21 protein-coding genes, 1 rRNA gene and 1 riboswitch are annotated in these 20,853 nt (G+C 43.8%); of the genes, 12 read left to right on the top strand and 10 right to left on the bottom strand.

Features of this window, described 5'->3' with window-relative positions:
• Positions 1–160: 160 nt before the first annotated feature.
• Genes D3222_RS16005 through D3222_RS15985 form a run of 5 tightly spaced genes read left to right on the top strand, consistent with a single transcriptional unit; the run spans position 161 to position 4,924 of the window.
• Entirely contained in the window at positions 161–1,411 is a 1,251-nt protein-coding gene (locus D3222_RS16005; RefSeq protein ID WP_118987086.1) for a class-III pyridoxal-phosphate-dependent aminotransferase, read from the top strand.
• Positions 1,411–2,472, top strand: coding sequence for a zinc-dependent alcohol dehydrogenase (locus D3222_RS16000; protein ID WP_118987049.1), 1,062 nt, complete (start codon positions 1,411–1,413; stop codon positions 2,470–2,472). The genes D3222_RS16005 and D3222_RS16000 overlap by 1 nt, the downstream gene beginning before the upstream one ends.
• A 13-nt stretch (positions 2,473–2,485) precedes the next feature.
• Entirely contained in the window at positions 2,486–3,118 is a 633-nt protein-coding gene (locus tag D3222_RS15995; RefSeq protein WP_118987048.1) for an HAD family hydrolase, read from the top strand.
• 58 nt (positions 3,119–3,176) lie between these two features.
• Positions 3,177–4,328 carry an MFS transporter gene (locus D3222_RS15990; protein ID WP_118987047.1) on the top strand — a complete coding sequence of 384 codons (1,152 nt, stop codon included), beginning with the start codon at positions 3,177–3,179 and terminating at the stop codon, positions 4,326–4,328.
• A gap of 14 nt (positions 4,329–4,342) precedes the next feature.
• Positions 4,343–4,924: a DUF1349 domain-containing protein gene (locus tag D3222_RS15985; protein WP_118987046.1), complete on the top strand. Its 582-nt coding sequence runs from the start codon at positions 4,343–4,345 to the stop codon at positions 4,922–4,924.
• Between the two features lie 106 nt (positions 4,925–5,030).
• On the opposite strand, the gene D3222_RS15980 is transcribed toward D3222_RS15985, so the two are convergent.
• The 8 genes from D3222_RS15980 to D3222_RS15945 form a co-directional block, all read right to left on the bottom strand.
• Entirely contained in the window at positions 5,031–5,507 is a 477-nt protein-coding gene (locus D3222_RS15980) for a carbohydrate binding domain-containing protein (RefSeq protein ID WP_118987045.1), read from the bottom strand.
• A 573-nt stretch (positions 5,508–6,080) separates the two neighbouring features.
• The gene (gene thiH, locus D3222_RS15975) at positions 6,081–7,205 is read right to left on the bottom strand and encodes a 2-iminoacetate synthase ThiH (protein ID WP_118987085.1); all 1,125 of its coding nucleotides are present in this window, start codon (positions 7,203–7,205) and stop codon (positions 6,081–6,083) included.
• Between the two features lie 14 nt (positions 7,206–7,219).
• A complete protein-coding gene (locus D3222_RS15970; protein ID WP_118987044.1) occupies positions 7,220–7,987 on the bottom strand; it encodes a thiazole synthase in 768 nt (255 codons plus the stop codon).
• A 1-nt stretch (position 7,988) separates the two neighbouring features.
• On the bottom strand, positions 7,989–8,189 hold the full coding sequence (thiS, locus tag D3222_RS15965; RefSeq protein WP_118987043.1) for a sulfur carrier protein ThiS: 201 nt from the start codon (positions 8,187–8,189) through the stop codon (positions 7,989–7,991).
• The gene (locus D3222_RS15960) at positions 8,186–8,935 is read right to left on the bottom strand and encodes a HesA/MoeB/ThiF family protein (RefSeq protein ID WP_118987042.1); all 750 of its coding nucleotides are present in this window, start codon (positions 8,933–8,935) and stop codon (positions 8,186–8,188) included. Before D3222_RS15960 ends, thiS begins: the two co-directional genes overlap by 4 nt.
• 10 nt (positions 8,936–8,945) lie before the next feature.
• Positions 8,946–9,596 carry a thiamine phosphate synthase gene (gene thiE / locus D3222_RS15955; protein WP_118987041.1) on the bottom strand — a complete coding sequence of 217 codons (651 nt, stop codon included), beginning with the start codon at positions 9,594–9,596 and terminating at the stop codon, positions 8,946–8,948.
• Positions 9,580–11,517: a phosphomethylpyrimidine synthase ThiC gene (gene thiC / locus D3222_RS15950; RefSeq protein WP_118987040.1), complete on the bottom strand. Its 1,938-nt coding sequence runs from the start codon at positions 11,515–11,517 to the stop codon at positions 9,580–9,582. Before thiC ends, thiE begins: the two co-directional genes overlap by 17 nt.
• Positions 11,518–11,623: 106 nt before the next feature.
• Positions 11,624–11,749, bottom strand: a riboswitch (TPP riboswitch).
• Between the two features lie 55 nt (positions 11,750–11,804).
• Positions 11,805–12,467, bottom strand: coding sequence for an HAD family hydrolase (locus tag D3222_RS15945; protein ID WP_118987039.1), 663 nt, complete (start codon positions 12,465–12,467; stop codon positions 11,805–11,807).
• Between the two features lie 162 nt (positions 12,468–12,629).
• Here D3222_RS15945 and nudC point away from each other — a divergent pair, with 162 nt between their 5' ends.
• From nudC to D3222_RS15915, 6 genes are all read left to right on the top strand, one after another.
• Positions 12,630–13,397, top strand: coding sequence for an NAD(+) diphosphatase (gene nudC / locus D3222_RS15940; protein WP_118987084.1), 768 nt, complete (start codon positions 12,630–12,632; stop codon positions 13,395–13,397).
• A gap of 108 nt (positions 13,398–13,505) precedes the next feature.
• A complete protein-coding gene (gene hemE, locus D3222_RS15935) occupies positions 13,506–14,570 on the top strand; it encodes a uroporphyrinogen decarboxylase (protein WP_118987038.1) in 1,065 nt (354 codons plus the stop codon).
• Between the two features lie 4 nt (positions 14,571–14,574).
• Positions 14,575–15,243 (top strand): deoxyribonuclease V, encoded by a 669-nt coding sequence (gene nfi, locus D3222_RS15930; protein ID WP_118987037.1) that lies wholly within the window; start codon positions 14,575–14,577, stop codon positions 15,241–15,243.
• A gap of 76 nt (positions 15,244–15,319) precedes the next feature.
• A complete protein-coding gene (locus D3222_RS15925; RefSeq protein ID WP_118987036.1) occupies positions 15,320–15,910 on the top strand; it encodes a YjaG family protein in 591 nt (196 codons plus the stop codon).
• A gap of 186 nt (positions 15,911–16,096) precedes the next feature.
• Positions 16,097–16,369: a nucleoid-associated protein HU-alpha gene (gene hupA, locus D3222_RS15920; protein WP_012776594.1), complete on the top strand. Its 273-nt coding sequence runs from the start codon at positions 16,097–16,099 to the stop codon at positions 16,367–16,369.
• Positions 16,370–16,437: 68 nt separating this feature from the next.
• Positions 16,438–17,079, top strand: a complete 642-nt coding sequence (locus D3222_RS15915) for a DUF1481 domain-containing protein (RefSeq protein ID WP_118987035.1) — start codon at positions 16,438–16,440, stop codon at positions 17,077–17,079.
• An 18-nt stretch (positions 17,080–17,097) separates the two neighbouring features.
• Here D3222_RS15915 and purD read toward each other — a convergent pair whose 3' ends face one another.
• Both purD and purH read right to left on the bottom strand, forming a co-directional pair.
• A complete protein-coding gene (purD, locus tag D3222_RS15910) occupies positions 17,098–18,381 on the bottom strand; it encodes a phosphoribosylamine--glycine ligase (protein ID WP_118987034.1) in 1,284 nt (427 codons plus the stop codon).
• A gap of 21 nt (positions 18,382–18,402) precedes the next feature.
• Entirely contained in the window at positions 18,403–19,992 is a 1,590-nt protein-coding gene (purH, locus tag D3222_RS15905; protein WP_118987033.1) for a bifunctional phosphoribosylaminoimidazolecarboxamide formyltransferase/IMP cyclohydrolase, read from the bottom strand.
• A gap of 582 nt (positions 19,993–20,574) precedes the next feature.
• Between purH and D3222_RS15895 the strand changes: the two genes are divergently transcribed.
• A 16S ribosomal RNA gene (locus D3222_RS15895) occupies positions 20,575–20,853 on the top strand; the annotation flags it as partial.

Below are 20,853 nucleotides of genomic sequence, written 5' to 3'. Positions count from 1 at the left end.
ATAATGTATTTTATACAAAATACTTTAATTTTTTAAATGTTTTTGTGGTTTTTATAGGTTTTTTGTTGATCTAAATTAATTTTTAGTAAATATTCTCTTACCTATTAAAGATTATTGTGCTTTCTTATAGTTAGAAATGATTAATTAAGGTAATGAAATGATGGAAAATGGAAAACGGTTTGAAGATATGCTTTCTCGCTTTGTTGGGAATGGGCCTTATTTGGAAATTGATGGTGAAAAGTATATCGATGCAGCTTCGGGGACATTTAACCTTCCTCTTGGGTACACTAATCGCAGAATAACAGAAAAATTAAAACAGCAGATCGACAGGTGTACACATCTAAGTTCAGCTTATACCCATGAAATATCACAATATATTTTAGGTAAATTAGTTAAATATACCCCTGAGGGCATTGATAGAATATGGTTACGTGATGTTTCCGGTTCTGGGGCGGTTGAATGCGCAATTCGTATCGCGCAAAAAGCAACAGGGCGTTCAGGGGTTATCTCTTTCTTTTTGGCTCATCATGGCCAGTCTTTAGCCACAGCGCAAATTTCGGGTAATGCTTTTAGGATTAAAGATTTCCATGTCAACATTGATGGTTCTTTAAAAATTCCAACCCCTGCTAGTGTCATGTCAGAGTCTGAACCGAGTATAGAACCCAATCAATATTTTGACTTGGAGCAATTTATTCAATTAGGTTCAAATGACAATATTGCCTGTCTTATCATTGAGCCTATTCAAGGAAACGGCGGCAATAACGTTTTCCCTGTCGATTTTTACCGTAAGATCAGAGATATCTGTCATAAACATGACATTATTATTATCGCAGATGAAGTACAGACCGGATTTGGCCGTACTGGGACATTTTTCGCCTCAACTGGTTACGCCAAAGAATTAGAACCCGATATTATTGTTTTCGCTAAGGGCGCTGGTGGCATAGGTATTCCTACCGGTGGTGTGCTGATGCGGAGTTCATTAGATGTATTAGAGTCATTCGAACACTCCAGTACATCAGGCGCTAACCCTCTTTCATTAACGGCGCTCAACGAAATTATCGATATCATCGAAGACGAGCAGGTTCTGGAGAATGTACAGCGTCATGAAACTTATTTGCGTGATGGCTTATTAACATTACAGCATAAATATCCAGAAATTACGGGTGTTAGAGGCGTCGGTTATATGTTTGGCTTTGATACGCCGTCACCAGAATTTGCGGCACAAGCGATTGCAATCGCGAATTCTCATAACTTGATTATCCGGGGTTCTCGTTATGGTAAGGGGCGTGCGCTTAAAGTTCGCCCACCGTTAATTTGTACTCAGGAACATTTAAACGAAATTTTGTATAAGCTTGATCTAACTTTTGCTGATATGACGTTAAATATGCTGGACAACAAGGAGGTCGCGTAATGAAAGCACTTAAATTTAATCGGGTATGGGATGTTCAAATCCAGAATGTTGAACCACTACGTTGTGTTGAACCTGATGATGTCGTCGTTGATATTGCGGTGTGTGGCGTTTGTGGTACGGATGTTGGGATTATCACCGGATCTTATCCTGTTGCTATTCCGGGAACCACTTTGGGCCATGAAACAACGGGAGTTGTTACGCAAATAGGGAAGAGTGTCACGCGTTTTAATGTGGGTGACCGTGTTGTCATCAATCCAACCTATTCCTGTGGACATTGTCGGATGTGTCAGACAGGCAGTCCAAATCATTGCGAGAAAAAATTGGGAACCGAAGCGGGGGTTTCCTATGATGGGGCATTTGCCGAGCAATATCTGGCTAAAGAGAGTTCGCTGATAAAGCTGGATGATCATGTCAGTATGGAAGAGGCATCATTGACTGAGCCACTCAGTTGCACGCTGACCGGGGTTGATAAACTGGGCATTACTCATACTAATATTCGTGCAGCGGTAGCTGGCGCGGGCCCAATGGGGATGCTCTATATTTGGGCTTTACATGCCAGAGGCGTTAAGGCTTTCATGGTCGAGAAAAACGAAAGTCGTGTTCAATTTGCCAAAGAAAATCTGCCGCCGGAATGTGAGCTGTATACTGATTTTGATGAGGCATTGGCGCAGCAATATGGCGATAAATCAGCGCTTATCGATCTATGTGTGGATACGACCGGGCAGTTAACCGAATACATTTTTGAACATCTGGCACCTGGCGGAAAATTGTTGAATGTGGCGCTTAAAGATAAGCATGCTAATCTTGATATCCTGAAAATTGCTGATAAGAGCCTTTCAGTGATTGGTTCCATTGATTCTCTGAACAACAGTTTTGAACGTGCTTATACCGCGATCCGTGATGGTGTTATTCCAGCAGGTCGTTTGGTCAGCCAGATCTTTGATTTTAATGATTACTTGCAGGCTTTTCTCACGGTTGGTTGTGATATTGCGGGCAAAACCCAAAAACCACTCTTTACTCCAAACTGTAAAGTGCTTATCCGTATTTCCGATCTAAAATAATGGAATGTTTCACATGGATAGATTTAATGTGATTTTTGATATCGATGGGGTCATTGTTGACAGTGAACAACTGCACTTTGATGTTCTTTGTGATTTGGCTCCTGACTACACACAGCATGTACAACCACAGCAACTTATTGGCCTGAGTTTGGCGAAAACGCTGGATTACATTGGGGTTCCAGCTCAGCAACAGAAAGAGATCACTGCTCGAATCGTCTCTGTTTATAAAGATAAGCTGTCTAAAAGTTACCTTCGGCCAGGGATTGCCCGGTTAATAGCGGCTTTACAACAGCACAATATCCCTTTTGGTTTTGTCTCTACTGCGCCGCGGGAAGTGTGTTTGGCAAATATTGGATTGCTGGAATTGAGCGAAAGCCCGGCTTTAATCTCGGGTGACGATGTTGCGAGGACGAAACCTCATCCTGATCCCTATCTTGCTATGTTGAAATTGAAATCTATGGATGTTCATCAGACATTAGTGATTGAAGATACCGATTTGGGAATTACAGCAGCGACGCAGGCAGGTATTCCCTATGTGTATGCTTGGCCTCATGCTTTGTCGGTTGCGGAACAGTATCAACAGGCCACTCGTATTATTGGGGCGCTGACCGATATTCCCCAATTTTCTAAAATTAATTTTGCATAACTTATGCCCTCCGTAAATCATATCGGAGGGCATTTTATTGATATAGAAGGAACATGAGTTGTCTGATCAAAATATTGTCTCTTTGGTAAAACAACCCATTATGGCAACGCGAGCCGCTTTTTTTATTGCCGGCTTTAGTCTTGCAAGTTGGGCGCCCCTCATTCCTTTAGCTAAAGAACGGCTACAACTTGATAATGGCGCGATGGGGCTCCTGATGTTGGCGTTCGGTATTGGCTCTTTCATCATGATGCCGATAGCCGGCATGTTAGCAGCACGTTTTGGCTGTCGGCAAATCTTCACTTTATGTGCTTTGGTCGTGCTAGTGATGTTGCCAGGGCTAAGTGTATTACCGACACCGCTAACATTGGCTTGCGCTTTATTTATCTTTGGCGCCGGTATTGGTGCAATGGATGTTGTGGTCAATATCCACGCTGTCATGGTTGAGAAAATGGCTCGAAGGCCAATTATGTCTGGCTTTCACGCGTTATTTAGTTTGGGCGGGATCGCCGGTGCAGGATCGGTGAGTACATTATTGGCTTTGGGAATATCACCTTTCCAGGTGATGGTAATGGTGGTATTGCTGGTTATTTTACTGTTACTGCCGATATGGAGTGGATTATTAAACGAAGCCGAACCGGGTAATACGCCATTTTTTGCGGTGCCTCATGGGATCGTGATTTTATTAGGCTTTCTCTGTTTTGTTGCCTATATCATGGAAGGATCAATGCTGGACTGGAGCGGTATATTATTAACCAGCGTACATAATATCAGTAGTCATCAGGCGGGTATCGGTTATACCTTGTTTGCTATTGCTATGACATCGGGCCGCTTTCTCGGTGATAAGATCATTGCCCTTTATGGACACCGACGGGTTTTTATCAGCAGTGCTTTATTGGCTACTTCCGGGTTTATCCTTATTTACTCAGCATCAACCGTAATAATGTTAGGGCTCTCTTTCCTGATGATCGGAGCAGGATTATCCAATATAGCGCCAATGCTTTTTACTGCTTCTGGTCAACAGAAAATTATGCCTGATTTTCTGGCCGTTGCTGCGGTTTCTACCATGGGATATTCAGGGATTTTATTGGGACCTGCAATCATTGGTGGATTAGCGCAAATTGTGACATTACACGGCGCTTTTGCTTGTATTGCTTTACTCTCTATTTCCTTACTTGCAGGATATAAATTAATTAATTCAAATGGAAGATAATAGAGGGAGTTCCTATGGGTTTGTCACAATATCATTGGCTTAATGAACCATCTGATTGGCAATGTGGAAGCGGCTGGCTTAATGTCACTACAGATCATAAAACTGACTTTTGGCAACGAACATGGTATGGCTTTGAACGTCATAATGGTCATGTTTTTGGGCGTTATATTGAGGATGATTTCACCTTTCAACTCTGTATTGAAGGCTGTTTTGAACATTTATACGATCAAGCGGGAATCATGCTATTAGTGGATGAGAAACATTGGCTGAAGGGAGGAATTGAATATTCCGACGGCCACGCCACGATTGGTAGTGTGCTAACACGTCATCATTCTGATTGGTCTATGGGCGTATTTCCCGGTGATTCGAGTAAATTCTGGTTACGTTTGACTCGTGAAGAGGGATATTTAAGACTGCAATATTCCACTGATGGTGTACGGTGGCCATTGTTGAGGTTGTCTCCTTTTTTCGAAGATAAACAACCTGTCTTTGTTGGGGCAATGTGTTGTTCTCCAGAACGGCATGGATTACAGGTGCGGTTTTCTGATTTCCAATTGACACTGCCAATAAAAAAACCACTGCATGATTTAAGTTAGATGAGGTTATTTTCGGAGAATTATCTCTACTGAGACAGATTTTAAAACACCCGGAGCTTCCTGTTCCGGGTGTGTTTTAATGTCAAACTACTTCGAAGTTAAATAGTTAGGCTTTTTCTAAAACAAAACCGGTAAAGTCAGCGGTTTCTCCATCTGGTCGATGACCAACTTGGTCTTTCAATAAATAAACGCGTAAAAGTCCCTCTTGATCTGTGCTTAATTCTACCGAGCCCGTTGTAAAATCGGTGCTGTTTACAGCAAAAGATTCGGGGCCATCGGTACGACTCTGTAAACCAAAATAAGCTGATGAGGCCCATTCTGCTGATACGCGCGCTGTAGCTGTTAATTTATATTTAGTGTTAGGTTCTAATCCTTCTATAATTTGATCAATGACGCCAGAACCGGTAACGCTTTGGATTCTGATAAAGTGAACGCCATTTTCAGATAAGATTTCTACTGATTCAGGGGCTGGGATTCTCCAGCCGTTATATCCTTCTTCGAATGAGCCGTTAACCAGTTCTTTATGAGAGTTTTTCTTATTATCAGAATAATCTTCGTTATTCAGGATCTCTTGTACGTTCATATATTAGTCCTTTTTAAATAAATAGAAATAAGTTTAATTTTCTAATCGCTTTGTTTTTCGGGTGGGCACTTTATCAATAATAGGATAATACTCAATTGTATTTTTTGTTGGTGGTGAGTTGTAATTTGAGAAAATTGGTATGAAAATAAAACAAATGAGAGCAATTTTTGATATATTCAGTATACATGGGCTATTCTTCTCATTATTTGTTGGTATTAATTGAAATTTTATTTTGATTTTTATTTTATGTGGATAATTTGTATATCGATGAGTAATATATTTGTATATTAAAAGTTAAATTTTAATTGTGCATAAAACGGTTAGGTGGAAATAAAATATTAATAATAAAAATATATTTTATAATGTTGGTTAGAACTATATGGATGAATTTTTATTTAAAATTCAAAATAGATATTTCAAATGATAATTATTTTCTTGTTCATCGTGTTTTTATGTATTACTGTCTGGTATTAGCACCAGACAGTTTGTTATATTAAATCCTATTTTTTGTCGTTATTGCCTGTTAAAGACTTTTACTTAAAATTGAATTCTTTGATAAGAAAGAAAATTAAATTATCGACCTAAATAACCATCCCAATCTTTCCAGACAGGTTGTAACCCGGCTTTAATTAATACATCCGCGACCTGATAAACAGAACGATTATCATTCGGCATAAATTGCTCCAATTCTTCATGGCTATTATTTGCGTAACCACCGGGTTGGGTTTTCGAGCCGGCACTGACATTATTAATCGCTAGCGGTATGACATGATCGCGGAAGAATGGCGATTCACGAGTAGAAATAGAAAGCTCAACATCTGGTGCAAATAGACGAAAAGCACAAATCAGCTGTACCAATTCTGCTTCACTCATTAGAGATGCTGGTTCAATACCTCCGGTACAAGGCCGCAAACGGGGAAATGAAATTGAGTAACGGCTCTGCCAGTATGTGTGTTGTAGAAAGGATAGATGTTCAGCCACCATATAGCAGTCTGTCCGCCAATGACTGGAGAGGCCAATCAGTGCCCCTAAACCGATTTTATCGATTTTTGTCCGACCGAGACGATCGGGTGTTTCTAACCGCCAGTGAAAATCTTGCTTCTTACCCTGTAGATGATGTAGTCGATAAGTTGGTTTATGATAGGTTTCCTGATAAACCATCACACCATCCAGCCCCAGGGTTTTCAGTTCAGAGTACTCTTCCTGAGTCATTGGCTGAACTTCCATCATGATTGAGCTGAAATATTCGTGGATAAGCGGCAGATAGCGGCGGAAATAATCCATACCGACCTTGCCTTGATGCTCTCCGGTGACTAATAACAGATTGTCAAATCCCAGCGCTTTAATCGCCTGACATTCGGCAATAATTTCATCTTTATTCAGTGTTTTGCGTTTAATGCGGTTACTCATTGAGAACCCGCAATAGGTGCAGTCATTGGCACACAAATTGGAGAGATAAAGCGGTACATAAAAACCAACGGTGTTACCGAAGCGTTGACGAGTCAGTTTCTGTGCCCGTTGTGCTAGTGGTTCGATATAGGGTTTCGCTGCCGGAGAGAGCAAAGCCATGAAATCGTCCAGATTTAATTTGTTACTGCTTAATGCCCGTTCAACATCCTGGGCGGTTTTGCTATTAATGCGAAGGGTAATATCATCCCAGTCCAATTGCTGCCAGCGGTAACTAAAACTACCGCTCATAAGATGATGAATCATCAAAATACCCCTAGAAAATCGGTCAGTGGACTGGATGCAACAGCATGTTGTTTTGGACTTGCCAGCCCAGCTTGATGGGATAATTCACCCGCTTCAATCGCTATTTTGAAGGCTTGAGCCATTTTTACTGGATTACGTGCAACGGCAATCGCGGTGTTGACTAATACAGCATCCGCACCCAATTCAATCGCTTCCAATGCATGGCTTGGTGCGCCGATGCCGGCATCAATGACCACTGGCACTTGTGCTTGCTCAATAATAATTTGCAGAAAATCTCGGGTGAGTAGCCCTCGATTAGAACCAATCGGGGCGCCTAAAGGCATGACTGCCGCACAACCCACTTCTTCCAGACGCTTACACAAAACGGGATCAGCGCTGCAATATGGCAGAACGACAAACCCATCTTTGACTAACATTTCTGCGCCTTTGAGTGTTTCAACCGGATCAGGTAACAAGTATTTTACATCAGGATGAATTTCTAGTTTGATCCAGTTGGTTGCCAGTGCTTCACGGGCCAGACGAGCAGCAAACAGGGCCTCTTCCGCAGTTTTGGCTCCAGAAGTATTTGGTAACAATTTGACGCCAAGTTTTTGCAATGGTGCCAAAATAGCATCATTACCGCTCTGCAAATCAATGCGTTTCATTGCCATCGTGACAAGCTGGCTGCCGGAAGCGGCTATAGCCTGAGTCATTAAATTTGCATTGGCGAATTTGCCGGTACCGGTAAATAGGCGGGAATGAAAAGTCGTATCAGCAATTCTTAACATATCAACCTCCAGCAATAGCCTGAAACAAAAGGATATTGTCTCCATCATTAATTCGATGCGTATTCCACTCTGAACGCGGAATAATGGTTTGATTAATAGCCAGTGCCATTCCCGGTTGTGTTTGTTCAAGTTGTTCTAGCAATTGCTGTATAGCCAGAGGAGCGATAAGCTCCATCGGCTGGTCGTTTACTGTAATTTTCACGCCATATCTCCGCAAATCGGGCATTGCTGCGACGGGTTAAGTTGTAGTGTGCTCCAGCTTTGCTGTTTACCATCAAACAGTCGGAGTTTGCCGCTTAACGGAGAGGGAAGCCCGGTTAGCATTTTGATGGCTTCCAATGCCTGTAATGTGCCGATGATACCGACTACCGGGCCTAATACACCCGCAGTCCGGCAATTTCGTAGTGGCTCTTCCTGTTCAGGGTAGAGACAGCTATAGCAGCCATGAAGATAAGGGGGTTCAAATACCATAAGTTGGCCGCTAAAACCGACAGCACTGCCGCTGATTAATGGTTTTCGCGTTGCCACACAAGCGGCATTGATTGCGTGGCGGGTTGTCATGTTGTCACAGCAGTCGAGAACCAGATCGACTTGCTTCACGATTGTTGTCAGAGATTCCAGGTTCTGACGTTGATTAAGAACAATTGTTTTTATCAGCGGATTCAATGCATTGAGTTGATTGGCTGCAAGTTCAGCTTTTACAGCAGGGATATCCTCAGTGCGGTAAAGTATTTGCCGTTGTAAATTGGAGATGTGTAAGTGGTCATCATCAGCGAGATAAATTGTTCCCACACCTGCTCCGGCCAGATAGAGAGAGGCAGGAGCGCCTAGTCCGCCCAGTCCGACAATGAGTACGTGGCTGGATTTCAGTTTTTCCTGCCCTTCCGGGCCAATATCTTCGAGTAACAGTTGTCGGCTGTAACGCATAAATTCTTGATCATTCAGCATAAGAACCTCTTTATCCCTTCAACTCAATGCCTTCAACCAGATAAAGCAGTTGTGCGGTTGCCTGACGCCAATCCTTTGCTTTGGTAATTGCACTAACCAGCGCCACACTGCCAACTCCCGTTGCAATGACATCCGGTACGCGTTCAAGAGAAATTCCGCCGATGGCGACAGTGGGGTAATCAGGTGTGTTTTCTACCTGCCGTTTCAGTGCTTCCAGTCCTTGTGGAGAAGATGGCATCTCTTTGGTTGTGGTTGGGAAAATGTGGCCGAGAGCGATATAAGACGGACGCAGGGATTTTGCCCGTGCCAACTCTTGTTCATCGTGGGTAGAGATTCCTAACCGCAATCCTGTTTTTTGGATGGCGTTCAGATCCGCGATAACTAAATCTTCCTGCCCCAGATGAACACCATAAGCGCCATGTTTTATTGCCAGTCGCCAGTAGTCGTTAATAAACAGGCGAGCGTTATATTGACGGCCGAGCATAATGGCTTGTTGAATGTCTTTTTCTACTTGATCTTCTGGCAGATTTTTAATTCTCAACTGAATTGTGGTGACACCGGCCTTTAATAAGCGGGAAATCCACTCTAGCGAATCCACGACTGGATACAGGCCCAATTTATATTCAGTTGGGGCAAATGACGCGTTAGGCAGATTGTTCATGGGATACATCCTCTACACTGTGATACAACTCACCACCGTGGGCGCGGAATGCTTCGGACATCTGTTCCATACCTGCGGCGTAATCGCGTACTTCTTGAGAAATCTTCATAGAGCAGAATTTAGGCCCACACATAGAACAGAAATGTGCAATTTTGCCGGAGGCTTGTGGCAGAGTTTCATCGTGATAGGCGCGAGCAGTATCGGGATCGAGCGCGAGATTAAACTGATCTTCCCAACGAAATTCAAAACGTGCTTTGGACATGGCATTATCGCGGATTTGTGCGCCTGGGTGACCTTTAGCGAGATCGGCGGCGTGAGCAGCAATTTTGTAGGTAATCAGCCCTTGTTTAACATCATCTTTGTTTGGCAAACCGAGGTGCTCTTTTGGCGTTACATAACAGAGCATGGCGCAGCCAAACCAGCCAATCATGGCCGCACCGATACCGGAAGTGAAATGGTCGTAACCGGGTGCAATATCTGTTGTTAGTGGGCCAAGGGTATAGAAAGGGGCTTCGTGACAATGTTCCAATTCTTCCGTCATATTGCGACGGATCATCTGCATAGGAATATGTCCGGGGCCTTCGATCATCACCTGAACATCATATTCCCAGGCAATTTTGGTCAGTTCACCTAATGTGTGCAGTTCTGCAAACTGCGCTTCATCGTTAGCATCCTGAATAGAACCGGGGCGTAGACCGTCTCCCAATGATAGAGAAACATCATAAGCGGCGCAGATTTTACAAATTTCACGGAAATGTTGGTAGAGGAAGTTTTCTTGATGATGTGACAGACACCATTTCGCCATAATTGAACCACCGCGGGAAACGATCCCAGTAAGGCGTTTGGCTGTCATCGGTACATAGCGTAGTAATACACCTGCATGAATGGTGAAGTAATCTACCCCTTGTTCTGCTTGTTCCAGCAAGGTATCACGAAATATTTCCCAGGTGAGATTTTCCGCCACGCCATTGACTTTCTCCAGTGCCTGATAAATAGGGACTGTACCGATAGGAACCGGGCTGTTACGTAAGATCCATTCGCGGGTTTCGTGGATATAACGGCCAGTGGAGAGATCCATTACCGTATCTGCCCCCCAACGGGTAGACCAGATTAATTTTTCTACTTCTTCCTCAATAGAAGAGGTGACGGAAGAGTTACCGATATTAGCGTTAACCTTCACCAGAAAATTGCGACCAATAATCATCGGTTCTGATTCAGGATGATTAATATTGGCAGGAATAATTGCCCGACCAGCCGCGACCTCCTGGCGGACAAATTCTGGCGTGATATTTTCCGGCAACTGAGCGCCAAAACTTTGTCCTGCATGTTGTTGGCGTAACACATCACCGCAGATACGTTCACGTCCCATATTTTCCCGCAGTGCGATAAATTCCATTTCTGGTGTGATGATGCCTTGACGGGCATAGTGCAGTTGAGTCACGCGTTTGCCTCTACGGGCTTTTAATGGACGGGGGCGATTATTAAAACGTAAATGATCGAGACCGGCATCCGTCAGGCGTTGCTGAGTGAAATCGGAGCCGAGGGTGGCAACAGGTTCAGTATCTTGGCGTTCGTCGATCCACGGTTGGCGTAGTTTGGTTAACCCAACATGTACATCCAGTTTGGAATCAGGATCGCCATAAGCGCCGGAAGTATCATAAACTGGAATGGCTTCATTTTCCTCATACTGAGGTTCTTCTTTGGTGCCACCAATTAACGTGGGTGATAATTGGATTTCACGCATTGGAACGTGGATATCGTCACGTGAACCTCGAAGATAAATTCGTCGTGAATTGGGGAACGTGACGCCTTGAATAGAATTAATAAATTCCTGAGCGGCATCGCGTTGCGCTTTACGTGGGCGTGCCGGATTGGGTTTTGGTGAGATATCGGTTGTAGGGATAACAGTATTATGAGACATAGCAAATTCCTAACTGTATTATTGGGAAAGTTGCTTGTCTGGAGCTCGCAGGGAGTAATAATTGATGGCTGGACAGACCCGTGGTGAAAACTGGGTGGGCTGACAGCGGCTGATTACTCTTGTTCCCTTCGCGGGTATTAACCCGATCAGGTTCCGCGGATCCCGAATTAACGGTCTCAGCCTGTGTATGCTGCAATGAAACAGCTTACGCTAGGCACTCCGACAAGAAAGTAAGCAGTAGTATAGAAGGGATTATGAAAACTACAACCCTTACTGATTGAAAGTATTTACAGTGACCAGGTTAATTGTTGCCAGCTATGTTGTTGTGCTTCGGCTTTTAAACGGGTATCGGCATTGACCGTAATTACCTCATCGGCAAATTGACACATTGGTAGATCATTAATTGAATCACTGTAAAAACGAATAATTTCAGGGTAATTATTTTGCTGTTCCAGCCACTGTTTTATTCGTTTGACTTTCCCTTCACGAAACGTCGTAATACCGTCTATTTGGCCGGTATAACAGCCATTTTCCATTACCATATCAATGCCTAGAGCAGTGTGAATACCTAATTCGGCAGCAATCTTTTTCACAATGAAAGAGACTGTGGCTGAGATGATCATCATTGGGACTTGCTGCTGTTGATATTCAGCAATAAGAGCTTTGGCTTGCGGATAAAATCGAGGTCTGATTTTTTCGTTAATAAATTCAGTCAGCCAAAGATCAACTTGTTCTTGTGGAACTTTATGCAGTGTTTGCAGGCTAAATGCTAAATAACCACTCATATCCAGTGAACCAGCGCTGTAATCAGCCATCATTTTTTTATCTGCTTCAATAAAACTGGGATCAGTAATGATGCCTTTTTTCCATAAAAACTCTGTCCAGATAGCGCTGGAATCACCAGAAATTAAGGTGTCATCCAGATCAAACACGACAAGCAGTTGTGACATGGTGTTATGCTCCTCAGGTCAAAGTCTATTTAATAGTTGAGAATAATGCCGATTACAATCAGATCGAGCAATACGGTATATGGTAATAGTAATAAAACACGCTTTTCTGATTAAAAAGTGTATGATTTATACAGATATTAAAATTAAGATGTCATAGTGATGATGCAACGACAAATTACAGGCACAGAACGTGGTTGGTGGATTATCAGCGATGAAAATCGTATTTGGCTCCCTAAAGGCGAATTACCTTTTGGAATGGCAACTCAATGGTCACTGCAAGGAAAAATAGCCTTGCCTATCGGTGAGTGGCAAGGTGAGAAAGTTTGGCTTATTCGTCAGAAAATGGCTGCAAATATGGTTTCTTTACGGCAAATTGTTGCAAATGATCGTGGCTTGTTTCAATTAGCTGGCCGGGGAGTGCAATTGGCGGAATTTTATCGCTCTCATCAATATTGTGGTTATTGTGGCAGTGAAATGCATCATAGTGTCAGTGAATGGGCTTGTTTGTGTCATCACTGCCACGAACGTTATTATCCGCAGATTGCACCTTGTATTATCGTCGGTATTCGTCGGGATGATCATATTTTGCTGGCTCAACACCAACGTCATCGTGAAGGCATGTATACAGTCCTTGCGGGATTTGTTGAAGTCGGTGAAACACTCGAAGAAGCTGTGGCCCGCGAAGTGATGGAAGAGAGTAATATTAAAATTCGCAACTTACGTTATGTGGCTTCTCAACCATGGCCTTTCCCTCATTCATTGATGGTGGCATTTCTGGCTGATTATGACAGTGGTGAGATCCGTCATGATCCGCAAGAGCTGATTAGTGCGGATTGGTATCACTATGATCAACTGCCATTGATTCCACCCCACAATACTATTGCTCGTCGGTTGATTGAAGATACGATTGCTCTGTGCCGAAATGCGTAATGTACAGTTTGGTGCAATTCAACGGGAGGGATCTACCTGCCATGTTACAATGGCACCTAATTATTGTAGTCAGATTATATTGCGGCCAATAAATAAATGGAGCCTGTCATGAATGAGCTGAAAAATGACCGTTATTTGCGAGCTTTACTACGTCAACCCGTTGATGTTACGCCTGTTTGGATGATGCGCCAGGCTGGCCGCTATTTACCTGAGTATCAAGCTACTCGTGCTGAAGCCGGTGATTTTATTGCTTTGTGTAAAAATACTGAGCTCGCTTGTGAAGTCACTTTACAACCTTTGCGGCGTTATCCGCTGGATGCGGCAATTCTCTTCTCTGATATTCTCACTATTCCTGATGCTATGGGACTGGGGCTCTATTTTGAAGCAGGTGAAGGTCCGCGTTTTAAATCTCCTGTTTTCAGCCGTGCTGATGTGGAAAAACTGCCGGTGCCTGATCCGGAAATGGAGTTGGGCTATGTGATGGATGCCGTGCGTGCGATTCGTAAGGCACTGGTGGGTCGGGTTCCTTTGATTGGCTTTTCCGGTAGCCCGTGGACACTGGCAACTTATATGGTGGAAGGTGGTAGCAGCAAGGCATTCACTAAAATCAAAAAAATGATGTATGCCGAACCTACCGTAATGCATCTGTTGCTGGATAAGCTAGCAGACAGCGTTATTCTTTATCTCAATGCTCAGATTAAAGCAGGTGCTCAGTCTGTGATGGTTTTCGATACTTGGGGTGGGGTACTGACGGGGCGAGATTACCGGGAATTTTCCTTGCATTATATGCACAAAATTATTGATGGCCTGATCCGTGAAAATGAAGGTCGTCGTGTGCCGGTGACACTGTTTACCAAAGGTGGTGGACAATGGCTGGAAGCCATGGCTGAAACCGGTTGTGATGCGCTTGGTTTGGATTGGACGACGGATATTGCCGATGCGCGCCGTCGTGTGGGCAGTAAAGTCGCTTTGCAGGGCAATATGGACCCATCCATGTTATACGCCTCTCCAGAGCGGATTGAGCAGGAAGTTTCGACAATTTTGCAAGGTTTTGGGACGGGTTCTGGTCATGTCTTTAACCTTGGTCATGGTATCCATCAGGATGTACTGCCGGAACGCGCGGGTGTATTTGTCGAAGCGGTACATAAACTTTCAGCTAAATATCATCAGTAAGAATATGATTAATACGAAAGCATTACGTCAGGAACAAATAGAAAAAGCTCAACAGGTTATCCGTTATGATGATTTTTCCCCACTTAAATTGATTGCTGGCGCTGATGTGGGTTTCGAACAACAGGGAGTGATTACTCGCGCAGCGATAGCGATTCTCTCTTATCCTACCCTTGAACTGGTGGAATATCAGGTAGCTCGAATTGAAACTACGCTGCCTTATATTCCCGGTTTACTCTCTTTCCGTGAATATCCTGCATTAATGGCTGCATGGCAGTTGTTGAAACACAAACCTGATCTGGTCATGGTGGACGGTCATGGCATTGCTCATCCACGTCGTTTAGGTGTTGCTAGCCATTTTGGTTTATTAGCTAATGTACCCACAATTGGTGTGGCAAAACGTCGTTTATGTGGTGAAAGTGAACCATTGGGAGAACAGCCCGGCAGTTGCCAGCCTCTGATTGATAAAGGGGAACAGATTGGTTGGGTATGGCGAAGTAAAAAACGTTGTAATCCATTGTACATTTCTACAGGGCACCGAATCAGTCTTGATAGTGCATTGTTATGGGTGGAATGTTGTATGAAGGGATATCGTCTGCCTGAAACAACCCGTTGGGCAGATGGTGCAGCCTCAAATAGGCCGTTTTTTGAACAAATGATACAGAAAAATCCTTAAATTCGGTGTAAGCGTGTGGATATTCTTGAATTTCAGGTAAACTGCGGAGCAAATTGTGCATAATGAGTAAAAGCTAATGTTACGAAACCCGATACATTTACGGTTGGAGAAACTTGAAAGCTGGCAGCATCTGACCTTTATGGCAAGTCTGTGCGAACGGATGTATCCAAATTACCGGATGTTCTGTTGCCAGACGGCATTTGCAGAACCTGCTATTTACCGCTGTATTCTGGATTTGGTGTGGGAAATATTAGTTGTAAAAGATGCCAAGGTGAATTTTGATAATCAGCTGGAAAAGTTGGAACAAGTTATTCCCTCAGCAGATGATTACGATATTTACGGTGTGTACCCGGCAATTGATGCATGTATTGCGTTAGGGGAAATTATTCACGCTTGTCTGAGTGGTGAAACATTGGAGCATGCAATTGCAGTGAGTGAAGTTTCAATTCGCACTGTTGCTATGCTTGAAATGACTCAGGCCGGGAAAGAAATGACCGATGAAGAACTAAAAATATTACCTGCTATTGAACAAGAGTGGGACATCCAATGGGAAATTTATCGCTTATTGGTTAGCTGCGAAGAGCGGGATATTGAGTTGATTAAAGGATTGAAAGCTGACCTCCGGGAGTCAGGAACGAGTAACATTGGTATAAATTTAACGCAGTAAAGTGAAAAAACGTGATTTAATGCTTTAAATGCCATGTTCAAAGGCTTCACTTTTGCCCCCACTCTGTTCTACATTTGGGGGGTGAAAAGAAGTGGCTATCGGTGCGTGTATGCAGGGGTGCTGTCATTCGGCATATCCGTCGCACTCGATGCTTTGCAAACGATAAACACACTGTAAGGATAATCTATGAATAAGACTGAATTAGTTGATGCAATCGCAGAAAGCACAGACCTGACTAAAGCTCAGGCAAAAGCTGCTCTGGAATCAACTTTGAATGCAATCACCGAATCCCTGAAAGCGGGCGATTCAGTACAACTGGTAGGTTTTGGTACTTTCAAAGTTAACCACCGTGCAGAGCGTACTGGGCGTAACCCGCAAACCGGTAAAGAAATTACAATCGCGGCTGCAAACGTACCTGCTTTCTCTGCTGGTAAGGCGCTGAAAGACGCAGTTAAATAATTTCATTGCAAAAAAGAAAAAATAGAAGGGGTATTATTTATCCCCTTTTGTTGGTTCGTCAGGGGCTGATGACACTAGGATTCGTCTTCGCGCTCAGCGCCTGTACCAATCAACCTAAAGAACCTTCTTTCAGCGCAAGTGGATTCATTGCCGATGATGGTGTTGTCCGCTTGTGGCGTCTCAACGATCAGAACAGTAAACCTCGGGTTCTGATGAGTGTTTACAGCCCCTACCGTAATGACAATACTGTCGTGACTTTTTATGAATATAAGCAGGGAGATTTGCGTCAAATTCGTCGTGAAATTTTGAATGATAAAAATCCACTATCTGAACAACTTCGTTTGAATAAATCCAGTGATGTGATTTTTATGCAAAAGCAGTCGAAAACGCGACGAGAGCCACTTTCCAGCGATGATATTGTTCGTATTCAGTTTGATGCTAAACGGACACTTGAATTAAGTGATGCGTTGATAGTGGGAAATGTGCGTTTGGTGCAAGGGCACTGGAGTAACGGTAAAGTCACTACCTGTGCAGGTGAAACGATTTCCCTTGAGTTTGAACCTTACGCGAGGTCATGGCTTGAGCAGCGCGAAAAAAGCAGCTACAGCCAATTAACCATTGCTTGGTTGGAAGCGCCTGCTGGCCGCGAATTATTGTTGGTAGCGAATAATGACTTTTGTCGTTGGGAACCGACGAAGGACAGCCTCTGACCCTCGTCAGTTTTATGGTTACTTCAATCGGTTAATTGCCCGATATCCGATATCTTTGCGGTAAAAACAGCTATTCCATTTAATCTTTTCTGCTTGTTGGTAAGCATTTCTCTGTGCATCTATAATGGTTTCTCCTAATGCTGTAACACATAGAACGCGTCCACTTGCGGTAATCACGTCATTGCCTTTCATTGCCGTACCCGCATGGAAAACCTTGCTATTTTCATTTTCTTGTTGGGGCAAGCCATGAATAATATCCCCTTTGTGATAATCAGCAGGATACCCACCGGCAGCGAGTACCACACCCAGAGCAGGGTGTTCATCCCAATCAGACGTTTTACCAGCAAGCTCGCCTTTTGCACCAGCTAGACAGAGTTCAACAAGATCAGAACGCATACGCATCATGATGGGTTGAGTTTCCGGATCACCAAAGCGACAATTAAATTCAATCACTTTTGGTTCGCCATTTTGGTTGATCATCAAGCCGGCATAAAGAAAACCAGTATAGACATGACCCTCAGCAGCCATACCATTAACAGTAGGATAAATAATCTCTTCCATAATACGCTGGTGGATTGCATCGGTGACGACTGGAGCGGGAGAATAGGCCCCCATTCCGCCAGTATTTGGGCCAGTATCACCATCACCTATGCGTTTATGATCCTGACTGGTTGCCATCGGAATAACATTCTTACCATCGACCATAACGATAAAACTAGCTTCTTCACCTGTTAGAAATTCTTCAATAACAATACGGTGGCCTGCATCACCAAACGCATTTCCGGCTAGCATATCTTTTATTGCAGATTGGGCTTCTTCCCGTGTCATAGCAACAATCACACCTTTACCCGCAGCGAGTCCGTCAGCTTTTATGACAATAGGGACGCCGACTTTATCCAGGTAGGCAAGAGCGGGTTCGATTTCTGTAAAATTCTGATAATCCGCAGTTGGGATTTGATGACGTGCCAGAAAATCTTTGGTAAATGCTTTTGAGCCTTCTAATTGAGCGGCTGCTTGAGTTGGACCAAAAATAGTCAACCCAGCTTTTTGGAATGCATCGACGATACCCATCACCAATGGTACTTCGGGGCCAACAATAGTCAGCCCAATATCATGGCTTTGTGCAAAGACCAACAAGCCGTTGATATCTGTCGCTGAGATATCAATATTTTCGAGATTGCTTTCTAGAGCAGTTCCTGCATTTCCTGGAGCGACATAGACTTTATCAGCTAAAGGAGATTGAGCTGCTTTCCATGCCAGAGCATGTTCGCGTCCACCGCTACCGACAATTAAAATATTCATCAGATTAACTCCTGCTATTGATTAGTGGCGAAAGTGGCGGATGCCGGTGAAAATCATAGCAATACCGTGTTCATCAGCCGCTGCAATGATTTCGTCATCACGGATAGAACCGCCTGGTTGGATAACACAGCTTACGCCGACAGCCGCGGCGGCATCAATGCCGTCACGAAATGGGAAAAAGGCGTCAGAAGCCACTGCACACCCCTGAACCTCCAAACCTTCGTCGGCGGCTTTAATTCCAGCAATTTTTGCAGAATAGACGCGGCTCATTTGGCCTGCACCGATACCGATGGTCATATCATTTTTTGCATAAACAATGGCATTTGATTTGACAAACTTAGCGACTTTCCAACAGAACAGAGCATCTTTCATTTCTTGTTCAGTGGGTTGACGTTTGGAAACCACGCGTAGGTTAGTTGCTGCAACCATACCAAGATCGCGATCTTGTACCAGTAGGCCACCATTAACTCGTTTGAAATCAAGACCAGCAACGCGGGTTTCCCATTTGCCACTGACCAGAACACGGACATTCTGTTTGGTAGCCAACACGGGTAATGCATCTTCATTTATTGAAGGAGCGATAATTACCTCGACGAATTGGCGGTCGATAATGGCTTGTGCGGTTTTAGTATCAAGTTCGCGGTTGAAAGCAATAATACCGCCGAAAGCGGAGGTTGGATCTGTTTTGAATGCGCGATCATAAGCTTCGTGGATATCTTTACCAATTGCTACACCGCATGGGTTAGCGTGCTTAACAATAACGCATGCGGGCTCTGCGAATTCCTTAACACATTCCAGCGCTGCATCGGTATCAGCAATGTTGTTATAGGAAAGCGCTTTACCTTGTAACTGAGTTGCAGTTGCAATGGATGATTCAGAGAGATTTTCTTCTATATAGAAAGCAGCGTCCTGATGGCTGTTCTCACCGTAGCGCATATCCTGCTTTTTAATGAAATTCAAATTCAGAGTACGAGGGAAACGTCCTGATGGTTGAGTCGTATCGCCATAATAAGGCGGAACCAGCTTGCCAAAATAGTTAGCAATCATACTGTCATAAGCAGCAGTGTGTTCAAAAGCCTTAATGGCTAAATCGAAGCGGGTTGATTGTGTTAATGACCCCTGATTGTTATCCATCTCTTCAATGATTTTTTCGTAATCATTACTATTAACCACAATTGCTACATCTTTATGGTTCTTAGCCGCAGAACGAACCATCGTTGGTCCGCCGATATCAATGTTTTCAACGGCATCAGCCAAAGTACAATCGGGTTTAGCGACGGTCTGAGCGAATGGATATAGATTCACAACCACCATATCGATCGGTGAGATTTGGTGTTGTGCCATGATTTCATCATCTTGTCCACGGCGGCCAAGGATTCCGCCATGTACTTTAGGATGCAGCGTCTTAACACGGCCATCCATCATTTCAGGAAAACCGGTGTAGTCTGAAACTTCAGTAACCTTTAGATCTGATTCAGCGAGTAAACGAGCTGTGCCACCAGTAGAAAGCAATTCGACACCGCGTTGAGATAAGGCTTTTGCAAATTCAACAACCCCTGATTTATCGGAAACGCTAAGCAGGGCACGACGGATTGGACGAAGCTGTTGCATTGATTTGATCCCTTGGATTTTGTAAGGCAGTAACATGTTATTGGGAAGAACCCACTATATCAGGACATAAAAAATGGGCACTGCAATAACATTTCAGTGTAGTCAGATAAAATCGCTTGATGATTTTAACCACCGAATTGTAACGAAAACGTTTGCGTGATGCTCGACAAATTTTCATCCAACTAGCCATATGTGGATAAATCTGTTGGTAAGTAGGTATAAAGTAGAGCTTTGCTGTGGAATTAATCAAACGATCAATTTTTTCAAAATAATTATTGCCAGCACCGAAGAATCCCCTATAATGCGCCCCACTGACCGACACAACGCTGATAAACATTGTGAGGTTGGGCAGAGGGAAGGCGAATAAACGCTTGACTCTGCGGGCGAAAAGCGTAGTATACGCAGCCCGGCTGAACGAGAATATCATTTTTTAATTCAGCCTGCTCTTTAACAATTAATCAGACAATCTGTGTGGGCACTCACAAGACCGTATCACCAAAAAATACGTTTTAAAGTCTTGAAGAGTGAACAACRGTGAATTCATTACGAATGAACGGTCAGTTTCTTTGAGCATCAARCTTTWAATWGAAGAGTTTGATCATGGCTCAGATTGAACGCTGGCGGCAGGCCTAACACATGCAAGTCGAGCGGTAACAGGAAAGCGCTTGCGCTTTTGCTGACGAGCGGCGGACGGGTGAGTAATGTCTGGGGATCTGCCCGAGGGCGGGGGATAACCACTGGAAACGGTGGCTAATACCGCATAATGTCGCAAGACCAAAGTGGGGGACCTGAAAGGGCCTCACGCCCGTGGATGAACCCAGATGGGATTAGCTGGTAGGTAGGGTAATGGCCTACCTAGGC

The sequence above is a fragment of the Photorhabdus sp. CRCIA-P01 genome, from assembly GCF_003545805.1.
GTDB classification, from domain to species: Bacteria; Pseudomonadota; Gammaproteobacteria; order Enterobacterales; family Enterobacteriaceae; genus Photorhabdus; species Photorhabdus antumapuensis.
This window is presented reverse-complemented; position numbering and strand designations above follow the sequence as displayed.

What these genes read in the sequence shown, in the direction of transcription:
- D3222_RS15945 (WP_118987039.1), bottom strand. Translation starts at nt 12,467, where the DNA reads ATGTCACAACTGCTTGTCGTGTTTGATCTGGATGACACCTTAATTTCT.
- nudC (WP_118987084.1), top strand. Translation starts at nt 12,630, where the DNA reads ATGCAACGACAAATTACAGGCACAGAACGTGGTTGGTGGATTATCAGC.
- D3222_RS15980 (WP_118987045.1), bottom strand. Translation starts at nt 5,507, where the DNA reads ATGAACGTACAAGAGATCCTGAATAACGAAGATTATTCTGATAATAAG.
- purH (WP_118987033.1), bottom strand. Translation starts at nt 19,992, where the DNA reads ATGCAACAGCTTCGTCCAATCCGTCGTGCCCTGCTTAGCGTTTCCGAT.
- hemE (WP_118987038.1), top strand. Translation starts at nt 13,506, where the DNA reads ATGAATGAGCTGAAAAATGACCGTTATTTGCGAGCTTTACTACGTCAA.
- thiE (WP_118987041.1), bottom strand. Translation starts at nt 9,596, where the DNA reads ATGAACAATCTGCCTAACGCGTCATTTGCCCCAACTGAATATAAATTG.
- purD (WP_118987034.1), bottom strand. Translation starts at nt 18,381, where the DNA reads ATGAATATTTTAATTGTCGGTAGCGGTGGACGCGAACATGCTCTGGCA.
- D3222_RS15995 (WP_118987048.1), top strand. Translation starts at nt 2,486, where the DNA reads ATGGATAGATTTAATGTGATTTTTGATATCGATGGGGTCATTGTTGAC.
- hupA (WP_012776594.1), top strand. Translation starts at nt 16,097, where the DNA reads ATGAATAAGACTGAATTAGTTGATGCAATCGCAGAAAGCACAGACCTG.
- D3222_RS15970 (WP_118987044.1), bottom strand. Translation starts at nt 7,987, where the DNA reads ATGTTAAGAATTGCTGATACGACTTTTCATTCCCGCCTATTTACCGGT.
- D3222_RS15960 (WP_118987042.1), bottom strand. Translation starts at nt 8,935, where the DNA reads ATGCTGAATGATCAAGAATTTATGCGTTACAGCCGACAACTGTTACTC.
- D3222_RS15985 (WP_118987046.1), top strand. Translation starts at nt 4,343, where the DNA reads ATGGGTTTGTCACAATATCATTGGCTTAATGAACCATCTGATTGGCAA.
- D3222_RS15925 (WP_118987036.1), top strand. Translation starts at nt 15,320, where the DNA reads ATGTTACGAAACCCGATACATTTACGGTTGGAGAAACTTGAAAGCTGG.
- D3222_RS16000 (WP_118987049.1), top strand. Translation starts at nt 1,411, where the DNA reads ATGAAAGCACTTAAATTTAATCGGGTATGGGATGTTCAAATCCAGAAT.
- D3222_RS15915 (WP_118987035.1), top strand. Translation starts at nt 16,438, where the DNA reads ATGACACTAGGATTCGTCTTCGCGCTCAGCGCCTGTACCAATCAACCT.
- nfi (WP_118987037.1), top strand. Translation starts at nt 14,575, where the DNA reads ATGATTAATACGAAAGCATTACGTCAGGAACAAATAGAAAAAGCTCAA.
- thiC (WP_118987040.1), bottom strand. Translation starts at nt 11,517, where the DNA reads ATGTCTCATAATACTGTTATCCCTACAACCGATATCTCACCAAAACCC.
- thiH (WP_118987085.1), bottom strand. Translation starts at nt 7,205, where the DNA reads ATGAGCGGTAGTTTTAGTTACCGCTGGCAGCAATTGGACTGGGATGAT.
- D3222_RS16005 (WP_118987086.1), top strand. Translation starts at nt 161, where the DNA reads ATGGAAAATGGAAAACGGTTTGAAGATATGCTTTCTCGCTTTGTTGGG.